Genomic DNA, 21,405 nt, shown 5'->3' on the forward strand with positions numbered 1-21,405 from the left:
TTCGCTGGGCTCAGAATGACGTATCAAGCTTTATACCTGCACTGTGAGCGTAGCAGGCAAAGTGATTGTCGCGCACAAACCCCAGCAACGTGATATTGAGTTTACCCGCCAGCTCAACCGCCAGGGAGGTGGGGGCCGACACCGCTGCCACCAGGGGCATACCTGCCCAACCCGCTTTTTGCACCATTTCGTAGCTGGCGCGACTGGTAACCAGTAAAAAACCATCTGGCCTCTGTGTATTGCACAGTGCGCCTATAAGTTTGTCCAGGGCATTGTGACGGCCCACATCTTCGCGCACGGCAACGATATTGCCCTGGCTATCCGCCCAGGCAGCGGCGTGGGTAGCGCCGGTTTTCTGATTCAACGGTTGATGTTCCGGCAATACCGCCATAGCCCGGCTAATAGCATCCGCCGCAACAGGCGCCGCACTGACCACTGGCTCTGGCAGGTGCAGCGCCTGTTGCAATGACTCCGCCCCGCACAGGCCGCAGCCGGTGCGCCCGGTCATGTTGCGCCGCCATTGTTTCAGAGTCTGAAAACGGCGCCCGCTGATTTCCAATTGCAATTCAATGCCGTTATCCGCCTCAACAACTTCGCTGCGGTACAGTTCTGAGGGCGCGCCGATAATGCCTTCGGTGAGGCTAAACCCAAGGGCAAATTCTTGCAGATTGTGAGGCGTGGCCATCATCACCACATGAGAGATGCCGTTGTAGACCAGTGCTATTGGCACTTCTGCCGCTACCTGGTCGGTTTCACAACCGGTTTTGCCACGGCGATGCACCTGAACGCTTTTGTGGCTTTTCACACCGCTGCCCCTGTCACCCTGAGAGAGCGCAGCGACCGTGAGGGTCTCACAACCATTGAGTACGAGATACTCACGTCGCCTTCGGCTCCTCAGAATGACAGTGGTGGAGATAGCTGAGCTGATTCTCATTGCGCTCGGCGAACTCTTTCTGCCACAACGACGGCTCCATCACCTTGGCCACCTGCACCGCCGTTACCTTGTACTCCGGGCAGTTGGTGGCCCAGTCGGAGTTGTCGGTGGTTACCACATTGGCTCCCGTGGACGGGTGGTGGAAGGTGGTATACACCACCCCCGGCTGCACTCGGGTGGTCACATCCGCCCGCAATACCGTGTCTCCGGCGCGGCTGGCTATGCTGACCCAGTTGCCGTGCTCGATACCGCGATCTTCCGCATCAAAGGGATGAATCTCCAGCACATCTTCCCGGTGCCATTGCACGTTGTCGGTGCGGCGGGTTTGGGCACCCACGTTGTACTGGGACAGGATACGCCCGGTGGTGAGCAGCAATGGATATTTGCGGTTGCTGCGTTCTTCGGTTTCCACAAACCGGGTGATGGCAAAGTAACCCTGACCACGCACAAACTGGTCGATATGCATAATGGGTGTGCCCTCTGTCGCGTCGTCGTCACAGGGCCATTGAATGCTGCCCAGCTTATCCAGCTTGCGATAATTGACCCCGGCAAAGGTGGGCGTGTGGGCGGCGATTTCATCCATGATTTCGGACGGATGATTATAGTGCATGTCATAACCCATGGCCTGCGCCAGCTTGCAGGTCACCTGCCAGTCCTGCAAGCCCGCCAGTGGCTCCATCACCTTGCGCACCGGGGAGATACGGCGCTCCGCATTGGTAAAGGTGCCGTCTTTTTCCAAAAAGGTGGAGCCGGGCAGCAGCACGTGGGCAAATTTGGCGGTTTCGTTGAGAAAGATATCCTGCACCACCAGGCATTCCAGCGCCCCCAGTGCCGCTTCCACATGCTGGGTGTTTGGGTCGGACTGAGCCACGTCCTCCCCCTGCACGTACATGCCTTTGTAGGCGCCCTCCACCGCCGCATCAAACATATTGGGAATACGCAGCCCCGGCTCGCTTTGCAGGGTCACATTCCAGGTTTTTTCAAACAGCGCACGCACCGCCGGATCGGAGATATGCCGGTAACCGGGCAGTTCATGGGGGAAGGAGCCCATATCGCAAGAGCCCTGCACATTGTTCTGGCCCCGCAGCGGGTTCACCCCCACCCCTTCCCGGCCCAAATTACCGGTGAGCATGGCCAGGTTAGCAATACCCATCACCATGGTGGAGCCCTGGCTGTGTTCGGTCACCCCCAAGCCATAATAGATGGCACCGTTGCCTGCGATGGCGTATAACCGGGCGGCGGCGCGCATCTCTGCGGCGGGAATACCGGTGATGGACTCGGTGGCCTCCGGCGACTGTTTGGGGTCGCTGATAAATGTGCGCCACAGGTTGTAGGCGTCTTCTTCACAGCGCTGGGCAATAAAGCCCTGCGCTTCCAGCCCTTCATCCACAATCACATGAGCCAGGGCGTTGATAAAGGCCACATTGGTGCCGGGCTTCATTTGCAGGTGGTGGGCCGCCTTGATATGGGGGCTGCTCACCAGCTCAATTTGCCGTGGGTCGGCGACGATCAGTTTGGCCCCTTGCCGCAGGCGCTTTTTCAGGCGCGAGGCAAATACCGGGTGGGCGGCGGTGGGGTTGGCACCGATCACAATGACCACATCGGATTTCTCAACGGAGTCAAAGGTCTGGGTACCGGCGGATTCACCCAGGGTGGTCTTCAGACCGTAGCCGGTGGGCGAATGGCACACCCGGGCGCAGGTATCCACATTGTTATTGCCAAACACCGCCCGCACCAGTTTTTGCACCAGGTAGGTTTCTTCGTTGGTGCAGCGGGATGAGGTAATGCCGCCGATGGCATTAACGCCGTACTTATCCTGAATGCCGCGCAATTTTTTTGCAGTGAAGGCAAAGGCTTGCTCCCAGCTGACCTTCTTCCATGGCTGGTCGATGCTGTCGCGAATCATGGGTTCGGTAATGCGGTCTTTGTGGGTGGCATAGCCGTAGGCAAAGCGCCCCTTCACACAGGAGTGCCCACGGTTGGCGGGGCTGGCTTTGTTGGGCGTCATATTCACCACCTGCTCCCCTTGCAGCTCCACATCGAAATTGCAGCCCACGCCGCAATAGGCGCAGGTAGTGGTTGTGGTGTGGGTACCCTGACCGTGATCGATAATGGATTTTTCCATCAACGTCGCCGTTGGGCAGGCCTGCACGCAAGCACCGCAGGATACACATTCGGAGTCCATAAAGGCTTCGTTTTGCCCCGGCGACACTTTCGAATCAAAGCCGCGCCCATCGATGGTCAGGGCAAAGGTGCCCTGCACTTCCTCGCAGGCACGCACGCAGCGGGAGCAGACAATGCACTTGCTGGGGTCGAAGGTGAAGTAGGGGTTGGAGGTGTCTTTTTCCGCATTCAGATGGTTTTTGCCATCAAAGCCATAACGCACGTCTCGCAGACCCACCGCGCCGGCCATATCCTGCAATTCGCAGTTGCCGTTACTAGGGCAGGTGAGGCAGTCCAGCGGGTGATCAGAGATGTACAGCTCCATCACATTGCGGCGCATATCTGCCAGTTGTTTGTTCTGGGTATTCACCACCATGCCTTCGCGCACCGGGGTAGTGCAGGATGCGGGCAGGCCGCGTACCCCCTCGATGGCCACCAGGCAAAGGCGGCAGGAACCAAAGGCGTCGAGATTGTCGGAGGCACAGAGTTTGGGAATATCGATGCCCGCCAGGGATGAGGCGCGCATCACCGAAGTGCCTTCGGGCACGGTGATGGAACGGCCGTCGATGGTGACAGTGACCTCAACATCGGAATCAACAGCGGGGGTGCCGAAGTCCTTCCCTTTATGAAGGGACGGGTCGAAATGTTGTACGGGCATGTTCATGGTTAGGCCTCAATCTCACATTACTGTCATTCTGAGCGCAGCGAAGAATCTCGTTGCCCTGGCCTGAGATCCTTCGCTGCGTTCAGGATGATAAATTACTTTTACCTTTGTCATTGCGAGGCCGAAGGCCGTGGCAATCTCCATCAGCCCTCTGCCAAACTGGTCGAGATCGCCGCGCTGCGCTCGCGATGGCGGAGGGCCTATTCAAAATCTTCCCGAAACTGCTGCACTGCACTGCGTACCGGGAACGGGGTCATACCGCCCAGGGCGCAGAGCGATGCCACTTCCATGGTGTCGCACAGGTCATTGAGCAGCGCCAGATTCTTCTCCGACTCCCGGCCGTCAATTACTTTGTCGATCACTTCCACACCCCGGGTGGAACCAATCCGGCACGGAGTGCATTTGCCGCAGCTTTCTTCGGCGCAAAATTCCATGGCAAAGCGCGCTTGTTGCGCCATGTCCACGGTGTCGTCAAACACCACCATACCACCGTGGCCCAGCACCGCGCCGATGGCGGCAAAGGCTTCGTAATCCATGGGGGTATCGAACTGGGCCTCGCTCAAATAAGCCCCCAGCGGCCCGCCCACTTGCACAGCTTTAATGGGGCGGCCCGATGCGGAGCCACCACCGTAGTCGTAAAGCAGCTCCCGCAAGGTAATACCAAAAGGCACCTCCACCAACCCGCCACATTTGATATTGCCCGCCAGCTGAAATGGCATGGTGCCGCGAGAGCGCCCCATCCCCAGCGCGGCGTAGGCGGCACCGCCGTTGGCGAGAATATCCACCACCGCCGTCAACGACAGCACATTATTGACCACCGTGGGTTGGCCGAATAAGCCCTCTATAGCGGGCAGCGGCGGCTTGGCGCGCACCAGGCCGCGCTTGCCTTCCAGACTTTCCAGCAGGGATGTTTCCTCGCCGCAGATATAGGCGCCGGCGGCCAGGCGTATTTCCAGATCGAAGTGCTTGCCACTGCCGAGGATATCGCCACCCAACAGCTTGCTTTGATAGGCAGTGACAATGGCTTGCTCAAGAATTTTCTGCGCCAGCGGGTATTCGCAACGCAGATAGATATAGCCCTGCTGTGCACCAACCGCCAAACCCGCAATGGCCATGCCCTCGATCAGCGCAAAGGGGTCGCCCTCCATCACCAGGCGGTCGGCGAAGGTGCCGGAATCCCCTTCGTCGGCGTTACAGACGATGTATTTGTCGTCACTGTCACAGTCCAACACCGTCTGCCATTTGATGCCGGTGGGGAAGCCCGCCCCACCGCGACCGCGCAGGCCGGAGGTTTTCACCTCATCGACAATGGCCTGGGGCGCCATGGCCACCGCTTTTTGCAACCCCGCAATACCACCGTGGGCGCGGTAATCCGCTAACGACAGTGGTTCGGTGACGCCAAGACGGGCAAACATACGCCGTTGCTGCTTCGCCAGTTGTGGAATGCTATCCACTGGCCCGCAGCATAGCGGGTGGTCACCGCCGTTGTGAAAATTTGCGTCGAACAGAGAATCCACATTGGCGACGTCCACCGGGCCATAGGCGATACGGCCAGACCCGGTTTCTACCTCCACCATTGGTTCCAGCCAATACAGTCCGCGAGTGCTGTTGCGCACCAGTTCCAGCTCAACACCGCGGCGGGCGGCCTGTAACTGTATTTCAGCCGTTACCTGGTCGCCCCCCAGGGAGCGGGCGGTGGTATCCGATGGCACATAGATTTTGACAGTCATGGCATCACCTCAGACAACAACTTGTCCACTTTGCTCTGGTCCATGCGCGCGTAAACACTGTCATCCAGGCGCACATTGGGGGAGCAGGCACAATTGCCAAGGCAGTACACCGGCTCCAGGGTCACTTTGCCATCGGCGCTGGTGCCGTGATATTCCACCGCCAGCTTTTCCTTGATGTAGGCCTCCAGTTGACGGGAGCCCATAGACTGACAAGCCTCCGCCCGGCACACATACAGGGTGTGCTCGCCACCTTGCTCGCTGCGAAAAAAGTGATAAAAACTGATAACCCCGTGCACTTCGGCGCGGGACAAATTGAGACTGTCGGCAATCACCGCAACAGCGGCCTTGGGAATATAGCCGTAGCGCCCCTGCACCGCGTGTAAAATGGGCAACAGGGCGCCGGGCTTGGACTTCAGGTTATCGATAATGTCCTGAACATCTCCCAGTGAAACGATGGCTTGCTCTGGTACAGCTGGCTCGGGCATTGGCTATCTCGCGCGTCAACTCAAAAGATCAGGGTAATCACTTGCAACCATTACAGGCAACCACTTTTTGCTGTGCCTGCTGACAATGACAGGCTTTTCGTTCATTATTGCCAACCGCACAGGCAAGGCTATTCAGCAGTGAACCAGGTTATGAGAAACGCCGTCAAAACCCATAAACTCACCACCCTCAGCGCACAGCAAAGGGCCAATTTGCTGCGCCGCACAGAGTCCGATATTGCGCATATTGTCGACAGCGTAAAACCCATCGTTGCAGACGTAAAACAGCGCGGTGACGATGCCCTGGCGGAGTTTGCCCACAAGTTTGACAAGGCGGACATCAGCGCTGGCCAAATACAGGTCACGCCGCAGGAGTTCGATGATGCTTTCGAGCAGGTTGACGACGAGGTGATCGACACCCTGCGCTACGCGGTGGACAACGTGCGCCGTTTTCACGAAGCGCAAATGCCGGAAGAAATGTGGCTGAAAGAGATTCGCCCCGGCGCCTTTGCCGGTGACCGCTACACGCCCATCAATGCCGTGGCCTGTTACGTGCCACGGGGCAAAGGCTCGTTCCCCAGTGTGGCCATTATGACCACCGTTCCCGCCGTGGTTGCCGGTGTGCCCACTGCGGTGATCATCACCCCACCGGGCCCGGACGGTTCTGTGGATGCCGCCACCCTGGTGGTGGCACGGCTGGTGGGCATCGACAAAGTGTACAAATGTGGCGGTGCCCAGGGCGTAGCGGCAGTGGCCTACGGCACCGACACCGTACCCAGGTGCGACAAGATTGTCGGCCCCGGCAGCCCCTACGTAGTGGCAGCAAAACGGCTGGTGGCGGATGTGCTGGACCCGGGCACCCCCGCCGGCCCCAGCGAATCCATCGTCTTGGCCGACAGCAGCGCCAACCCCAGGCTGGCGGCGCTGGACTTGCTGATTGAGGCGGAACACGGCCCGGATTCCTCGGCATTTTTGGTAACGGACAACGAGCAACTGGCCACGGAAGCGGCCCAGGCCATTGAGGAATACTGGGGGCAAATGAGCGAATTGCGGGTGGATTATTCCTCCACCGTACTGGGGGGCGACAGCGGTGGCATTGTGCTTGCAGAAAGTTGGCAAGACGCAGTGCAATTCTGCAACGACTACGCCGCCGAACACCTGCTGATTTTGAGCAAAGACCCATTCAAGCATCTGAGCAGCATCAAGAACGCCGGCGAAATCCTGCTGGGAGAATACACCCCCATCTCTATCGCCAACTTTGTGCTGGGGCCAAACGCCGTGCTGCCCACCTCCATGGCCGCCAAAACCGCATCGCCGCTGTCCGTGTTCGACTATATGAAAAGCTGTTCAGTCGGTTATGTCACCGAACAGGGCTATCGGGAGATGGCCCCCCACACCCACCGTTTTGCCAAATACGAGGGCTTCGACGCCCACGCCAATGCGGTATCGCACTTGAGAGACGAAGCTTTCGACAGCGAAAACTAAGAGGAACTGACCATGAAAACACGCGCAGCCGTTGCTTTACAGGCAGGCAGACCCCTTGAGGTTATGGATGTTGATCTGGAAGGCCCAAAAGCCGGGGAAGTTCTGGTAGAAATCAAAGCGACCGGTGTCTGTCATACCGACGCCTTTACCCTCTCCGGTGACGACCCGGAAGGGGCATTCCCGGCCATTCTCGGTCACGAGGGCGCAGGCATTGTTCAGGAAGTGGGGCCGGGGGTGACCTCCCTGAAACCCGGTGACCATGTAATCCCCCTGTACACCCCGGAATGCCGCACCTGCGACTTCTGCCTGCACCCGAAAACCAACCTCTGCCAATCGATTCGCGAAACCCAGGGCCAGGGAGTGATGCCCGACGGCACCAGCCGCTTCTCTCTGGACGGCAAGCCGATTCTTCACTACATGGGCTGCTCTACGTTCTCCAACTACACCGTACTGCCGGAAATTGCCCTGGCGAAAGTACGCAGTGACGCGCCGTTCGACAAAATCTGCTACATCGGCTGTGGGGTGACCACCGGCATTGGCGCGGTGGCTTTCACCATGAAAGTAGAGCCCGGCTCTACCGTGGCAGTATTCGGGCTGGGGGGCATCGGCCTGAACGTGATTCAGGGGGCAAAAATGGTGGGAGCCACCCGCATTATCGGCGTCGACATCAACCCGTCCAAAGTGGAGCTGGCGAAACAGTTCGGCATGACCGACTTCGTCAACCCCAACGACGTGGACGATGTGGTGGGCCACCTGATGGAAATCACCGGCGGTGGTGTGGACTACAGTTTTGAGTGCATCGGCAACGTCAACGTCATGCGCCAGGCCCTTGAGTGCTGTCACAAAGGCTGGGGGCAGAGCTGTATTATCGGCGTTGCCGGTGCCGGCCAGGAAATCGCCACTCGCCCGTTTCAACTGGTCACTGGCCGCTCCTGGCGAGGCACCGCGTTTGGTGGCGCCCGCGGGCGCACCGATGTGCCGAAAATCGTCGACTGGTACATGGACGGCAAAATCAATATCGACGACCTGATCACCCACACCATGCCCCTGGATGACATCAACAAGGCGTTTGACCTGATGCACTCCGGAGAGAGTATTCGGTCGGTGGTGGTGTACTAACCTCCGCCGTCATTGCGAGTCGCTGAAAGCGGCGTGGCAATCTCCCGGCCCCTCTGCCGATATCTGGAGATCGCCGCAGTCGCTTCACTCCCTCGCGATGACGCAGTAATTTAATAGGAAAACCCCATGCCCATTGAACAAATCAGCGCCGCTAAAATGTTTGGCGGCCAACAACTGCGTTACCGGCATCATTCCAAGGCGCTCAACTGCGACATGATCTTTGCGGTGTACCTGCCACCGCAAGCAGAGCAGCAGCCGGTACCGGTGCTGTACTGGCTGTCCGGGCTGACTTGCAACGATGAAAATTTTGTCACCAAGGCCGGCGCCCAACGCTACGCCGCCGAACACGGCATTGCCATCATCGCCCCAGACACCAGCCCTCGCGGTGACGGTGTGCCCGACGACCCGCAAGGCGCTTACGACCTGGGCCTGGGAGCGGGTTTTTACGTCAATGCCACACAAGGGCCCTGGGACACGCATTATCGGATGTACGACTACGTGGTGGAGGAGCTGCCACAACTGGTGGCTGCAGAACTGCCGCAAATCAGTAACACAGCCGCCATCAGCGGTCACTCCATGGGCGGCCACGGCGCCCTGACCATCGCCCTGAAAAACCCCGGCCGCTTTACCTCCGTTTCTGCCTTTGCCCCCATCTGCTCACCGCTGCGCTGCCCCTGGGGTGAAAAGGCACTGGGCAACTACCTGGGCAACAACCGCGATGACTGGCAGCGCTACGACACCACCGCGCTGCTGGCAAACGCCAGCGAACGCCTGCCAACACGGGTAGACCAAGGCGATGCGGACAACTTTCTGGAGGAACAGTTGAAAACCGAACTGTTGGTGGACGCGGCAAAAGCTGCAGACTACCCCATGGACATTCGCATGCAGCCGGGCTACGACCACAGCTACTACTTTATCGCCAGTTTTATCGGTGAGCACGTTGCGTTTCATGCCCGACATTTGCAGGGATAGTGCTAACATATAACCTCCCACGCCCAAACCACTTTTCCAACTCCAGTACAAGGCAAGGACTTGAAAGCAAGGCGCACCTACCTGCGAACCAAGCGCTCACTGTTCAGGGGCATGGACGGCCTGCACGAAAAGCTGTTCCCCTTTCTGACCTGGGGTAAGCAGGTCTCGCAAAATTCCCTCAAAGCCGACCTGATGGCGGGAATTACTGGCGCTGTGTTGGTGCTGCCTCAGGGGGTGGCCTACGCACTGATTGCCGGCCTGCCGGCGGTGTATGGCATTTACACCGCCATTGTCACCCCCATTATTGCCGGGCTGTTTGGCTCCTCCCGCCATTTGATTTCCGGGCCCACCGCCGCCATTTCCATTATCGTGATGAAGATTGCCAGTGAACTGGCAGAAACCGGTACGGAAGAATTTGTCGCGGTGGCGCTGACGCTCACCTTTTTGTGTGGCCTGGTGCAGTACGGCATGGGGCTGGCACGGCTGGGCAGCATGATCAACTTTATCTCTCACACGGTGGTGCTGGGCTTTACCGCCGGGGCCGCCCTGCTGATTGCCACCAGCCAGTTAAAACACCTGTTTGGCCTGGAGCTGCCCAGCGCCGCCAGCCTGATCGAAACCTGGGCATCCCTGTGGGCCAATCTGGGCAATATCAGCCTGTATCCGGTGGTGATCGCCTTCAGCACCATAGTCGCGACTCTGGCCATCAAACACTACAAACCGCGCTGGCCCAATATGCTGCTGGGCATGATTATCGGCAGCCTGGTGTGCTGGCTGATTTCCGGCGACAGACACGGCATCGCCCTGGTGGGTGCCCTGCCCCGCTCACTGCCCACCCCCTCCATACCGGATTTGTCGGAAGGCACCATTGCCACCGTGCTGCCCGGTGCTATGGCGGTAGCGGTGCTGGGATTGGTTGAGGCGGTATCCATTGCCCGCTCGGTGGCCATTCGCTCCGGGCAGCGCATCAGTGGCAGCCAGGAGTTTATCGGCCAGGGGCTGTCCAACATTGTCGGCAGTTTTTTCTCCTGCTATGCCGGTTCCGGTTCTTTTACCCGCTCTGGCGCCAACTACGATGCCGGCGCACAAACACCATTGGCTGGGGTTTTTGCCGCCCTGTTCCTGATACTGGTGCTGCTGTTAATTCCCGGCATCACCGCCTATCTGCCCATGCCGGTGATGGCGGGCATTATTATTGTGGTGGCCTGGAACCTGATCGATTTTCACCACATTAAATCCGTACTGAAAAGCGACAAACAGGAGCTGTCCATCTTTGTGGTGACCTTTGGCTCCACCCTGTTTGTGGAACTGGAATTCGCCATTTATTTTGGCGTAATTCTGTCCTTGATCATGTTTCTGCGGCGCACATCCATCCCCACTCTGGTGGTGGTTGCGCCGCGTTCTTACGATACTGGCACCGAACTGCGGGGCATCAAACGCTTTGGTTTAAAAGAATGCCCGCAAATGAAAATTGTGCGTATCGACGGCGCCATATTCTTTGGCTCGGTTCACCATATCCTTGGCCGCCTGCAAAACCTGTGCAACGAAAGCACCCCGGAAAAACACCTGATGCTGATGTGCACCAGCGTCTACACCGTGGACCTGGCGGGCATGGAAATGCTGATACAGGAGAAACAACGCCTCAAAGCCATTGGTGGCAACCTGTATATCTGCGGCCTGAAAAGTGACATCCGTCAGGAGCTGGCACAGATGGGCGGCATGGGGCAACTGCGCGCATCCAGCTTTACCCCCACACCGGACCTGGCGCTAAAACTGATTGTGCCAACACTGGATCAATCGATTTGTGAAAATTGTGAAAAGCGGGTATTCAAACAATGTCCGGTATTTGCAGAACCGGAAGAAGAAACACCGGAAGAATTCAAGTTGACGATTTGACAACGCTGAACAGCACCGTCATTCCCACCCCCGATTAAACCCTTCGGGGACAGGCTGCGGCGGGAATCCACCATTTTGAAAAAATGGATCCCCGCCTGCGCGGGGATGACGGCTAAGGGCCGTCACTTCGTCAAACGTCAAACGTCGAACATCCAACGTCTAACTCAACCACACACCGGGCAATCAGGATTCGCCCGCAACGACATACCCCGCCAGGCAAAGCGTTTGCCTTCAAAAATTTGCAAGTGGTTGCGGGTACCGGAATCCATCCCTACTCGCAGCTTGATTGCTTCCAACGCCATCGCTGTTCCCAGCATGCCCACTACCGGACCCATAACCCCCATTTCCGCACAACTTGCTTGGGTTTTGGGCAGCTGGTCGCCAAACAAGCATTGATAGCAAGGCTGTTTTGCGCCATCGAGCTGTTCTTTATCACGAAAATCAAACACCGCCAGTTGCCCGTCCCAGCCCACCGCAGCACCAAATACCAGAGGCACACCGTGGTGGTAACAAGCCCGGTTAACCGCAAGGCGAGTGGTCAGGTTGTCGCTGCAATCCAGCACCATATCCACTTCCGGCACGTAGTAATCCAGCGCCTCGTCGTCCAGGCGCTCGTCGATAGACTCTATATTGACGTGAGGATTCAGGGCTTCCAGTTGGGCTTGAGCGCTGTCGGATTTACTGTCGCCACAGTCGTCGCTGCGGTACAACACCTGACGGTGCAGGTTGCTGACATCGACCGTATCGCCGTCAGCAATCAACAGTGTGCCAATGCCGGCACCGGCCAGGTAAAGCGCAGCCGGAGCACCCAGCCCCCCGGCACCCACCAACAGAATGCGCGCCGACGCCAGTGCCCGCTGCCCCTGTTCGCCAATGTCCGGCAAAAGTTGCTGGCGGCTGTAACGCAGCGCTTCGCTCACTCAGGAAGCGTCCAGTTGCTGTTGAATAATTTGCTTAAGGTGTTCGACCGCCTCGGGGCTGGAGCCTTGCTGATGGATCACAATCATCCCGTCGCGGCCAATCACCACACTGCGGGGAATCATTTTCTCGGCGTACTGGCCGTAAATGGCGCGACCGGGGTCGGCCGCAAAGGGCATGGCGTAATCGTAGTCGGCTTTAAATTCCGCCACTTCTTCGGTGTTGTGTTCACGTCCCAGGTTAATCACCACCAGGTCTTTGTGGTCGATCTGTTGGTAAATGGTTTTGTCGATGATTGGCAGCTTGGCTTTGCAGGGGGGGCACCAGGTGGCGAAAAAATTCACCAATATCACTTTGCCTTGCAGGGCTTCGGTATCCACTGCGACACCTTCGGTGGTTGTTACTGAAAAGCCCGGGGCTTTGTCGCCTGCGCCCACGTAACTGAATGCGGGCAGTTTGGCGCCACTCAGGGCGACAATGGCCAGGGGAATAAACAACAACTGAATAAGGCGAATAGGGGTTTTGCGGGTTTTCATGGCAGCGTCCTGTTGATTAAGTCAGACTTTGATGGTGGAGAAGGTTTTGATTATGTCTCGTCAACGGTTTTTTGATAAGCTCCACAACAGTTCTTAACACTTTGCGAGGGAGTGACAGGGTATGTTGTCACAATGCAAACAGCAATCGATTCTGTCCGTTTTCTTTTTCAGCACGCTACTTTATCTGTTACCCGCTTCAGTGTTCGCCGCAAGCGACCCGTTAAAGTTGCTGGATGATAAATGGCTGGAGGTCAAAACCGAGAATTTTCATATTATCAGCGATGCTAAGGAGAAAAAGGTAAAAGCCTTTGCCCGCGATCTGGAAATCTTCCGCCATTTCGCCCAGATATTCACCAAGGCAAAAATCATTGACGATGCACCACCTTTTAAAATATTCGCCATTGAAGACCGCTCTCACTTTCGCAAGTTACGCAGCAGGCCGGATATCGCGGGCTATTTTTTTGAACGACTGGAAGGCAATTTCAGTGCAGCCAACATCAGCGGGTACAGCAAAAATATAAAAACCGATCATTTCCCCCGCCAGATTTTGTTTCACGAATACATTCACTTTATGCTGAAAAAAACCGGCAGAATGACGAACTATCCGGTGTGGTACGAAGAAGGCATTGCCGACTTTCTTTCCACAATGGTCATTGACAAAAAAACCATAAAATACGGCCTGCATTCCCGGGCCCGCAGCTACGGCATCAGCCAGACATTTGGCAATAAAGTGCCCATCGAAAAACTGCTTAAGGCCACAGAATATCCAGAAAAGCAACGGGAGCGGTCTTCGTTTTACAATTACGCATGGGCGCTGCAACATTTCTTTTTTTCCAACAAGGAATATCAAGATAGCGTAAAAAACTATCTGCTTCTCTGGAATCAGGGAGTCGATGTAGACACCGCCTTCAAGCAATCATTTGACGTCAGCTACGACGAACTTGGCGAGCGACTCAAAATGTACTTGAAAACCAGCAATTACAAATACGCAAAATACACCTTTAAAGAACCCTTTAAGACCGACTTCAAATCCATCCGCACACTCGACAAAAGCGAAGTTGCTTTCCACTTTGGCCAAATGCAGTGGCTGCGGGAGGACTTCCGTGAAGACGGCCGGTTATTGCTGCAAAAAGCGGCGCAATTAAATCCGGATTTGATCGAGGCAAACACCTACCTGTTACGCGACCAATGGCTGCAAAACAAAAATATTGAGCACGCTCTGCAAGCCATCGAAAAACTGCATGCCGAGCACCCATACAATACCGACATCAACACACTTTATGGCAACCTGCTGTTAAGCAAGGCACAGGCGCTGAACGACCATGATCCGGACAGCAGCTACCCGGTTGTTAAACAGGCGCGAAGCAAATATCGTCAGGCAATCAAGGCAGATTCACAAAACCTGCAGGCATGGTGGGGTATGGGAGAGGTTTACAAACAGCGGCCTGAACTGACCGCAGAAGGACAGGGCATGGTGGAAGCCGCCACCGTCCTCAAGGAGCTGACCTACCTCACTGGCGACAAAGGGAATTACTTTGTTCTGGCTCTGCTCTACGAACAGCAGGGGGAACTGGACACCGCCATCGGCCTGTATCGTCGCCTTGCCAACAACCGCAGTCAGGTTACCGACAAAGCAAAAGCGCGGCTCAAAAAATTGCTGCCGGAAGAGCCATCCCTAGAAGTCGAGCAGTGACTGTAAGGGCACAACATCCACTTTATCACCGGGACAAATTGTCGCTCCCACCGGCACCACCGCCAGTACTTCCGCTCGACTGATGGAGGTAAGTACGCCCGAGCTTTGATTTGTCAGCGGCATCGCTGTGAGCTGGCCGTCAATCACTTCCAGGCTGGCGCGCAGGTATTCTTCCCGCTTGCGAGGCCGGGAAAAGTCAAAACCCGCACTCACCGCAAACCGCCGTGGCTGGCAGAAATCAGCCCCCTGCAAGGCGCACAGATAAGGGCGGGCAAACAACACAAAGGTTACGAAGGCCGATACCGGGTTGCCCGGCAAACCGAAAAATGGCCTGTCGCACAAGCTGCCATAGGCCAGGGGTTTGCCCGGTTTGATGGCGATTTTCCAAAACTCCTGCTGACCGAGCTTTGCCAGCACCGGCTTTACGTGGTCTTCCTCGCCCACGGATACGCCACCGATAGTCAGCACGCAATCAGATTCCGCCGCCGCGCGGCGCAGCAGGGCTTCAATTTCTGCCGGGTCGTCTTTGGCGCAACCCAGGTCAACCACCTCTGCACCCAACCCCTGCAACAAACCAGCCAACAGGTAGCGGTTGGAGTTGTATATTTGCCCCGCTTGCAGGGGCTGCCCCGGCTCCACCAATTCGTCGCCGGTGCAAACCACCGCCACCTTTATCCGCCGGTACACCGGCACCCGGGCGACACCGATAGACGCCAGTAACGCCAGTTCCGGGGGGCGCAGGCGCTGGCCTTTTTTCAGCAGTATCTCGCCGCTGCGAATATCCTGCCCCATGGCCCTCACATTATCACCGGCACCATCGGAAGGCGCTTTATGGATGGTGACACTATTGCCAGCCTCCACATAAGTACAGTTCTCTTGCATCACCACCGTATCTGCACCAGCAGGGATTTCGCTGCCGGTAAAGATGCGCGCTGCGCTACCCGGCTGCAAAGGCTCTGGCGCCTGCCCAGCGGGAATACGCTGGCTTACCGGCAGCGTGCCGCCCTCTACCAAATCGGCAAAGTTCAGCGCAAAGCCATCCATGGCCGAATTGTCTGCGGGTGGGACGTTGACGGTGGCAATCTGATCCGCAGCCAGCACCCGGCTGCGAGCCTCCGCCAGGGCAACGGTTTCAATATCAGAAATTGGGCGCACTTGTTGTTGCAGATGAGTGAGTGCTTCGGCAACAGTGAGGAAATTTGACATTCAAGCACCTTAAAAAACGAAAAATGTCATTGCGAGGAGCCGCAGGCGACGCGGCAATCTCCTGATTTCGGAGCACTTTGCTGGAGGTCGCCGCGCTACGCTCGCGATGACGGGAATCTCAATGGCCGTGTTTACCCAGCAACGTGCCAACAAAATTACAGGGCTTGGTGCGCGCATCCAGTTGTTCGCGAATGATTTGCTCCCAACCGGTGCGGCAGGCGTTGTTGGAACCGGGCATGCAAAACACCAGGGTATTGTTGGCCAGCCCTGCCAGCGCCCTGGACTGCACGGTGGAGGTACCAATTTGCTGCAGGGAAATCTGGCGAAACAATTCCCCAAAGCCTTCCACGGTTTTATCAAATAGCGGGGTAACCGCCTCCGGCGTGGAATCCCGGCCAGAAAAACCGGTGCCGCCGGTGAGCAGCGCCACCTGAATATTTTTATCCGCAATCCACTGGGAGAGTTTGGCGCGAATCTGGTAGATATCGTCCACCACAATATCCCGACCCGCCAGTGTGTGACCACTTTCCGTCACCGCATCCGCCAGTAACTGGCCGGAGGTGTCGGTGTCGGGGGTGCGGGTGTCGGAGATGGTTAATACAGCGATATTGAGGGGAGTTAAGTCGGGCATTCGTCTGGCCTTAAAATTTTCAGAATTGTGTCATCCTTCGCTACGCTCAGGATGACAGGCGGGCAGGCCGCGCCTAGCCACCTGTCATATTCATAAACCGCACTATCTGCGGTTCGTCATTTACATCAAAATAATGTCGCTCTGGTTTGCGGGCGATGGCGTCGACAATTTCCTGTTTCAAGCGAGCCATATCGCCAGGGTAGCGGCGCACAATAGCGCGCAGGTCAGCGGAATTTTCGTTGCCCAGGCACAACAACAAGCGCCCTTCCGCCGTCAGCCGCACCCGATTGCAACTGGCGCAAAAGTTGTGGCTGTGGGGGGAGATAAAACCGATGCGGGTATCGCCAATTCCCGCCATACGATAGTAGCGAGACGGCCCGTTGGTGGTTTCGGTGGTGGGCAGCAGGTGGTATTTCTGCTGGATGATTGCCCGCACATCGTCGCTGGAACAATAGCTTGTGGCACGGTCGTGACCCACCTGACCCAGAGGCATTTCCTCGATAAAGCTGACATCGATACCGCGTTCAACCGCAAAGCCCACCAGGTCGAGCACTTCTTCCTCGTTGTGGCCGCGCATAATCACGGCGTTGATTTTCAGCTTCTTGAAACCGGTGGCAACGGCGGCGTCGATACCGGCAATCACTTTGTCCAGGTTGCCGGTGCGGGTAATGCGTTTGAATTTGTCGGCGTCAAGGCTGTCCAGGCTGATATTGATGCGCTGCACCCCGGCGGCTTTCAGTGTTGGGGCCATTTTGGTCAGTTGCGAGCCGTTGGAGCTGAGCGTCAGTTCTTTCAATTCGGGCAGCGCGCCCAGAGATTCAATCAACTGCTGACTGTCGTGGCGAATCAGCGGTTCGCCACCGGTGAGGCGAATTTTCCCCACCCCCAGTTCGCTGAATGCGCGGGCGATAAAAGTGATTTCTTCGTAGCTGAGAATTTGCTGGCGGGGCAGAAAGGTCATGTCTTCCGCCATGCAATACTGGCAGCGGAAATCGCAGCGGTCGGTGACGGAAATGCGGATATAGTCCACCCGCCGACCGAAGGGGTCGATCAGTTGAGATGGATATGCGATTTCAGTTTGAGTCTTCATCATTTATCAATTGGCGCGCACGACAAAAGGCAAAATGCCCTTTGTATTACCGGGCTAACAGTCCCAGCGCTCGGCTTTGTCAGTATCACTCTGTTTTGCTTCCACCCAGCGCTCGCCATTGTCACTCAGTTCTTTCTTCCAGAAGGGTGCGCGGGTTTTTAAAAAATCCATTATAAATTCACCGGCGGCAAAGGCTTCGCTGCGGTGGCCGCTGGCCACGCCCACAAATACAATTTGCTCGCCAACGGCAAGGCATCCCACCCGGTGAATGACCGTTACCGCCCCCAGCGACCAACGCTGGCGGGCTCGATCAACAATATCCTGCAAGGCCTTTTCGGTCATGCCGGGATAATGCTCCAGATACAGGGCATCAATATCATTGTCGCCACGAACACTGCCGGTAAACGTAACCACCGCACCGCAGTCCTTGTGGCGCAACTTCTGGTATTCATCACCCAGGTCAAAATCCGCTTGCTGGATATGAACCGTCAATTCAGCCACCGGTTACCGGCGGGAAGAATGCCACTTCGTCACCATCGTTTACCGAGGTTTGCGGAGTTGCCATCTGCTGATTGACCGCCGCCAGGGTGTGGTCACTCAATAAGTGCTGCGACCACACACCGCCACGATTCGACAATAATTGACGCAATTCGGCAACGGTACAAACACCAACCGCATCCAGCTGTTCACCATCGGTCTGCAGGTGGTCGCGAAGTGCCGCGAAGTATTTCAGTTCTATCGTCATTAATTACGCTTCCAGTCACCGGATTTGCCACCGGACTTTTCCACCAGGCGCAGGTTATTGATGTTCATGCTGCGATCCACCGCTTTGCACATATCGTAAATAGTCAACGCTGCAGTGGAGGCCGCAGTCAGGGCCTCCATTTCCACCCCGGTCTGGCCGCTGTTTTTGCAGCGGGCCTCAATGTGCAGGCTATCATCCCCGATGGGGGTTATCTGCACCTTGACCGAGGTCAACATAATGGGGTGACACAGAGGGATCAGTTCCCAGGTACGTTTTGCCGCCTGAATACCGGCTATGCGCGCCACCGCCAGTACATCGCCCTTTTTGTGGCCTCCCTGGACAATCAGCTCCAGTGTTTGCGGTTGCATGTGCACAAAGGCCTCTGCCACCCCAAGGCGCTGGCTGTCGGGCTTGTCACCCACATCCACCATATGGGCCTGGCCGCTGTCGTCCAAATGGGTCAGTTTGCTCATCGCTCGCTCATCACAGAAAATAGGCGCACACCTTAGCATATTCACCCTTGGGAGCATCCTTGCAACACAACAAACAACAACTGACTGGCATTATTTTAGCGGGTGGCCAGGGCCGTCGTATGGGTGGTTGTGACAAGGGCTTGTTGACGCTCAATGGCAAACCACTGGTGAGCTACGCCGCCGACAACCTGCACCCCCATGTGTGCACTACCCTGGTAAACACCAATAGCGGCCAAGAAGGTTATCGCCAGCTGGGGTTTGCGCTCATTGATGATGGTGTCTACGCCCACTGCGGGCCCTTGGCGGGGGTTCTGGCCGGTGTGCGGGCAGCAACTACGCCGTTTGTGGCCATCAGTGCCTGCGATCAGCTTCAGCTACCCGCGCATATCTACCCGGAATTGCTGCAAGCGGCCCAGAGTAATGACCGTGGTTTGGCAGTGGCCCGCGACAGTACGCGCTTGCACCCCACCTGCGCGGTGGTAGCAACCAGCGCCGCCGAATCGCTGGAGGCGGCCCTGCGCCGGCAGCAGTTGCGAGTGGGCTGGTGGTTTCGGGAACAGGGGGCGGCGGAGGTGTGTTTTGCGGATGTGCGCTTTCACAACATCAACACCCCGCAGGATATTGAACAACTATCCGGCCATCAGGGTTTATAGGGCAACCGGAGGGACACCACCAACCCGCCCCCGGAGCGATTGCTGGCCTGCACTTCGCCGTGCATTTGTTGCACGGCCTTTAAGGTAATGCTCATTCCCAGGCCATAGCCCTCTTTGCTGTTGTAGGCCTTGGCCCGGTAGAACGGGGTGAATATTTTTTGCAAATCCTGTTCGCTCATGCCCGGCCCCCGGTCGGCCACCTGCAAATGCACCCGGCGGCGACCGAAGCTGACCTCCACATCAACCGGCTCGCCCTGGCCATATTTGAGGGCATTTTCGAGAATATTCTTGAAGGCTTTTTCAAACTCCGCCGGGGGCAGCAACAGCTCACGCACCCGCCCGCTTTGCTTCAGGTTGATGGTTTGTTGCGGGCTGAGAAAGCGGGCATCGGCAATAATGCGCTCGACCAGTGAGCCGATATTACAGGGCTCTTTTTCCAGCACTTCGTCGCTGCCGGACTCGGCTCTGGAGAGGGTGAGAATCTCATCGATCAGGCTGTTAAGGGCGCCGCATTCACGCTCTACCCGGTCGTACATCTCGCTGTCGATACCCGCCCCCTGCGCCTCGCAACGGGCCAGCTCCCCGGCCACTTGCAGGCGCGCCAGGGGCGCACGCAGCTCGTGGGAAACATCGTGCAGCAATTGTTGTTTGCTGTTGACCAGATGCTGAATATGGTCCGCCATGTCATTGAACGAGCGCGCCAGGCTGCCAAATTCGTCTTTGCGGTAGGTGAGTTTGCGGTCCAGCCGGGTGTCCAGCTCGCCGGTGCCCATGATGTCGATGTGGGAACGCAGGTGTTTTACCGGACGAATAATCAGCAACGCCAGAAACACGCTGAACAGCCCGGACACCAACAGGGTCAATAACCAACGCGATAGTGTTACTTCGCTGATCGCCAGGGAGACGCTGGACCAGTAAACCCCTTCAAGGCGTGGAATCTGAACCTGGTAGCTGCGGCCACTGCCGGAAATATACTCAAAACTGTGCCAGTTCACCGAATCGCCACTGTCTTCCAGGCCATAGATCATGGTGGCGGTGTCGGTTTCAAATACCTGCATGTGCAGGCTGTAATTGTAGGCAATGCGGCTACCGTAGATATCCCGCCAGCCACCAAAATTTTCGTACTGGGCAATCAGTCCTTGCAGCTCATCCAGGTGACTCTGTTGCCATTCGCTTCGATACAGCTGCCTGAGCTGCTCCATATACAGCAGCCCGGAACTGGAAATCACCACCAGGGTACTGGTGACCCAGAGCACCAGAAAGATTTTCCAGAACACGCTGCGCATAAAGAGATAGCCTTTATCAGCTCTCGGCGATCATCTGATAGCCAACCCCGCGCACTGTTTTTATCAATTCCCTGTCGCCAAAGCACTGCCGTAACTGCTGGCGCACGCGGCTGACATGCACATCGATACTGCGGTCGTAAGGCGTCAGTTCCCGGTGCAGCACTTTGCGGGTCATATCTTCCTTGCTGACAATGCTGCCGGCGTTTTGCATCAACATGGCCAGCACTTCAAACTCGGTGCCGGTGAGCTCCAGGTTTTTGTCATCGAAGGTGATGGAGCGGCTGCCCATATCCAGTTCCAGCCCATGCAGGCTGACCTGTGAGGCCACCACTTCTTTTTTCTGCGCCTGGCTGCGGCGCAACACCGCGTTGATACGGGCCAGCAATTCCCGCGGGTTGCAGGGTTTGCCCAGGTAGTCGTCGGCACCCATTTCCAGGCCGAGAATGCGGTCGACCTCCTCGCCGCGGCCGGTGAGCATTATCACCGGGGTGCTGATACGGGCACGCAATTGGGGCAGCAGCTCCAGGCCGGTCATGCCGGGCATCTGGATATCCAGCACAATCAGGTGAAAGTCGCTGTCCAGCTCCAGCTTCTTCAGGGCGTCGGCACCGCTGTGCACCGCCTCGGCCATAAAGCCATTTGCCTTGAGGTAGGTGGCCAACAGGCCGGTCAGATCCTGGTCGTCATCAATTAACAGGATTCTGCTTTTGGCATCATTCATACAAACCA

Annotated in this window: 20 protein-coding genes; 6 read left to right on the plus strand and 14 right to left on the minus strand. The window is 57.0% G+C overall.

The genetic code is table 11. The features are described 5' to 3' along the window. Positions 1–10 precede the first annotated feature (10 nt). From fdhD to ACVBEJ_RS13265, 4 genes are all read right to left on the minus strand, one after another. A complete protein-coding gene (fdhD, locus tag ACVBEJ_RS13250) occupies positions 11–805 on the minus strand; it encodes a formate dehydrogenase accessory sulfurtransferase FdhD (protein WP_447130119.1) in 795 nt (264 codons plus the stop codon). A gap of 70 nt (positions 806–875) precedes the next feature. Next, positions 876–3,761, minus strand: coding sequence for a formate dehydrogenase subunit alpha (gene fdhF / locus ACVBEJ_RS13255; RefSeq protein ID WP_447130120.1), 2,886 nt, complete (start codon positions 3,759–3,761; stop codon positions 876–878). Positions 3,762–3,961: 200 nt separating this feature from the next. Beyond that, complete coding sequence (locus tag ACVBEJ_RS13260; RefSeq protein WP_447130121.1) at positions 3,962–5,491, minus strand: formate dehydrogenase beta subunit; 1,530 nt, start codon at positions 5,489–5,491, stop codon at positions 3,962–3,964. Beyond that, the gene (locus tag ACVBEJ_RS13265) at positions 5,488–5,976 is read right to left on the minus strand and encodes a formate dehydrogenase subunit gamma (RefSeq protein WP_447130122.1); all 489 of its coding nucleotides are present in this window, start codon (positions 5,974–5,976) and stop codon (positions 5,488–5,490) included. Before ACVBEJ_RS13265 ends, ACVBEJ_RS13260 begins: the two co-directional genes overlap by 4 nt. Before the next feature lie 150 nt (positions 5,977–6,126). On the opposite strand from ACVBEJ_RS13265, the gene hisD reads away from it, so the two are divergent. From hisD to ACVBEJ_RS13285, 4 genes are all read left to right on the plus strand, one after another. Continuing rightward, entirely contained in the window at positions 6,127–7,458 is a 1,332-nt protein-coding gene (hisD, locus tag ACVBEJ_RS13270) for a histidinol dehydrogenase (RefSeq protein ID WP_447130123.1), read from the plus strand. Between the two features lie 12 nt (positions 7,459–7,470). Further along, entirely contained in the window at positions 7,471–8,577 is a 1,107-nt protein-coding gene (locus tag ACVBEJ_RS13275; protein ID WP_447130124.1) for an S-(hydroxymethyl)glutathione dehydrogenase/class III alcohol dehydrogenase, read from the plus strand. 132 nt (positions 8,578–8,709) lie between these two features. After that, positions 8,710–9,549 carry an S-formylglutathione hydrolase gene (gene fghA / locus ACVBEJ_RS13280; RefSeq protein ID WP_447130147.1) on the plus strand — a complete coding sequence of 280 codons (840 nt, stop codon included), beginning with the start codon at positions 8,710–8,712 and terminating at the stop codon, positions 9,547–9,549. Between the two features lie 60 nt (positions 9,550–9,609). Further along, positions 9,610–11,445 (plus strand): SulP family inorganic anion transporter, encoded by a 1,836-nt coding sequence (locus ACVBEJ_RS13285; protein WP_447130125.1) that lies wholly within the window; start codon positions 9,610–9,612, stop codon positions 11,443–11,445. Positions 11,446–11,609: 164 nt separating this feature from the next. Here ACVBEJ_RS13285 and ACVBEJ_RS13290 read toward each other — a convergent pair whose 3' ends face one another. Further along, entirely contained in the window at positions 11,610–12,365 is a 756-nt protein-coding gene (locus tag ACVBEJ_RS13290) for a HesA/MoeB/ThiF family protein (protein ID WP_447130126.1), read from the minus strand. Beyond that, on the minus strand, positions 12,366–12,899 hold the full coding sequence (locus ACVBEJ_RS13295; protein ID WP_447130127.1) for a TlpA family protein disulfide reductase: 534 nt from the start codon (positions 12,897–12,899) through the stop codon (positions 12,366–12,368). It lies immediately after the preceding gene. A 121-nt stretch (positions 12,900–13,020) separates the two neighbouring features. Between ACVBEJ_RS13295 and ACVBEJ_RS13300 the strand changes: the two genes are divergently transcribed. Beyond that, on the plus strand, positions 13,021–14,592 hold the full coding sequence (locus tag ACVBEJ_RS13300) for a tetratricopeptide repeat protein (RefSeq protein ID WP_447130128.1): 1,572 nt from the start codon (positions 13,021–13,023) through the stop codon (positions 14,590–14,592). On the opposite strand, the gene ACVBEJ_RS13305 is transcribed toward ACVBEJ_RS13300, so the two are convergent. From ACVBEJ_RS13305 to moaC, 6 genes are all read right to left on the minus strand, one after another. Next, a complete protein-coding gene (locus ACVBEJ_RS13305; protein ID WP_447130129.1) occupies positions 14,575–15,798 on the minus strand; it encodes a molybdopterin molybdotransferase MoeA in 1,224 nt (407 codons plus the stop codon). The genes ACVBEJ_RS13300 and ACVBEJ_RS13305 overlap by 18 nt on opposite strands. 118 nt (positions 15,799–15,916) lie before the next feature. Then, a complete protein-coding gene (gene moaB, locus ACVBEJ_RS13310; protein WP_447130130.1) occupies positions 15,917–16,429 on the minus strand; it encodes a molybdenum cofactor biosynthesis protein B in 513 nt (170 codons plus the stop codon). A gap of 73 nt (positions 16,430–16,502) precedes the next feature. Beyond that, positions 16,503–17,519 carry a GTP 3',8-cyclase MoaA gene (gene moaA, locus ACVBEJ_RS13315; protein ID WP_447130131.1) on the minus strand — a complete coding sequence of 339 codons (1,017 nt, stop codon included), beginning with the start codon at positions 17,517–17,519 and terminating at the stop codon, positions 16,503–16,505. Positions 17,520–17,573: 54 nt separating this feature from the next. Then, on the minus strand, positions 17,574–18,011 hold the full coding sequence (gene moaE, locus ACVBEJ_RS13320) for a molybdopterin synthase catalytic subunit MoaE (protein WP_447130132.1): 438 nt from the start codon (positions 18,009–18,011) through the stop codon (positions 17,574–17,576). A 1-nt stretch (position 18,012) separates the two neighbouring features. Beyond that, the gene (moaD, locus tag ACVBEJ_RS13325) at positions 18,013–18,264 is read right to left on the minus strand and encodes a molybdopterin converting factor subunit 1 (RefSeq protein WP_447130133.1); all 252 of its coding nucleotides are present in this window, start codon (positions 18,262–18,264) and stop codon (positions 18,013–18,015) included. Beyond that, positions 18,264–18,737: a cyclic pyranopterin monophosphate synthase MoaC gene (moaC, locus tag ACVBEJ_RS13330; protein ID WP_447130134.1), complete on the minus strand. Its 474-nt coding sequence runs from the start codon at positions 18,735–18,737 to the stop codon at positions 18,264–18,266. The genes moaD and moaC overlap by 1 nt, the downstream gene beginning before the upstream one ends. 59 nt (positions 18,738–18,796) lie before the next feature. Here moaC and mobA point away from each other — a divergent pair, with 59 nt between their 5' ends. After that, a complete protein-coding gene (gene mobA, locus ACVBEJ_RS13335; RefSeq protein ID WP_447130135.1) occupies positions 18,797–19,390 on the plus strand; it encodes a molybdenum cofactor guanylyltransferase MobA in 594 nt (197 codons plus the stop codon). On the opposite strand, the gene ACVBEJ_RS13340 is transcribed toward mobA, so the two are convergent. Together ACVBEJ_RS13340 and ACVBEJ_RS13345 are read right to left on the minus strand one after the other, a co-directional pair. Next, on the minus strand, positions 19,378–20,676 hold the full coding sequence (locus ACVBEJ_RS13340) for a sensor histidine kinase (RefSeq protein ID WP_447130136.1): 1,299 nt from the start codon (positions 20,674–20,676) through the stop codon (positions 19,378–19,380). The genes mobA and ACVBEJ_RS13340 overlap by 13 nt on opposite strands. Before the next feature lie 16 nt (positions 20,677–20,692). Then, complete coding sequence (locus tag ACVBEJ_RS13345; protein ID WP_447130137.1) at positions 20,693–21,397, minus strand: response regulator; 705 nt, start codon at positions 21,395–21,397, stop codon at positions 20,693–20,695. Between the last annotated feature and the right edge of the window lie 8 nt (positions 21,398–21,405).

The sequence above is a fragment of the Porticoccus sp. GXU_MW_L64 genome (genome assembly GCF_052983295.1).

What these genes read in the sequence shown, in the direction of transcription:
- ACVBEJ_RS13345 (WP_447130137.1), bottom strand. Translation starts at nt 21,397, where the DNA reads ATGAATGATGCCAAAAGCAGAATCCTGTTAATTGATGACGACCAGGAT.
- hisD (WP_447130123.1), top strand. Translation starts at nt 6,127, where the DNA reads ATGAGAAACGCCGTCAAAACCCATAAACTCACCACCCTCAGCGCACAG.
- ACVBEJ_RS13275 (WP_447130124.1), top strand. Translation starts at nt 7,471, where the DNA reads ATGAAAACACGCGCAGCCGTTGCTTTACAGGCAGGCAGACCCCTTGAG.
- ACVBEJ_RS13340 (WP_447130136.1), bottom strand. Translation starts at nt 20,676, where the DNA reads ATGCGCAGCGTGTTCTGGAAAATCTTTCTGGTGCTCTGGGTCACCAGT.
- ACVBEJ_RS13295 (WP_447130127.1), bottom strand. Translation starts at nt 12,899, where the DNA reads ATGAAAACCCGCAAAACCCCTATTCGCCTTATTCAGTTGTTGTTTATT.
- ACVBEJ_RS13300 (WP_447130128.1), top strand. Translation starts at nt 13,021, where the DNA reads ATGTTGTCACAATGCAAACAGCAATCGATTCTGTCCGTTTTCTTTTTC.
- ACVBEJ_RS13305 (WP_447130129.1), bottom strand. Translation starts at nt 15,798, where the DNA reads ATGTCAAATTTCCTCACTGTTGCCGAAGCACTCACTCATCTGCAACAA.
- moaA (WP_447130131.1), bottom strand. Translation starts at nt 17,519, where the DNA reads ATGAAGACTCAAACTGAAATCGCATATCCATCTCAACTGATCGACCCC.
- fdhF (WP_447130120.1), bottom strand. Translation starts at nt 3,761, where the DNA reads ATGAACATGCCCGTACAACATTTCGACCCGTCCCTTCATAAAGGGAAG.
- ACVBEJ_RS13260 (WP_447130121.1), bottom strand. Translation starts at nt 5,491, where the DNA reads ATGACTGTCAAAATCTATGTGCCATCGGATACCACCGCCCGCTCCCTG.
- moaC (WP_447130134.1), bottom strand. Translation starts at nt 18,737, where the DNA reads ATGAGCAAACTGACCCATTTGGACGACAGCGGCCAGGCCCATATGGTG.
- ACVBEJ_RS13265 (WP_447130122.1), bottom strand. Translation starts at nt 5,976, where the DNA reads ATGCCCGAGCCAGCTGTACCAGAGCAAGCCATCGTTTCACTGGGAGAT.
- moaB (WP_447130130.1), bottom strand. Translation starts at nt 16,429, where the DNA reads ATGCCCGACTTAACTCCCCTCAATATCGCTGTATTAACCATCTCCGAC.
- moaD (WP_447130133.1), bottom strand. Translation starts at nt 18,264, where the DNA reads ATGACGATAGAACTGAAATACTTCGCGGCACTTCGCGACCACCTGCAG.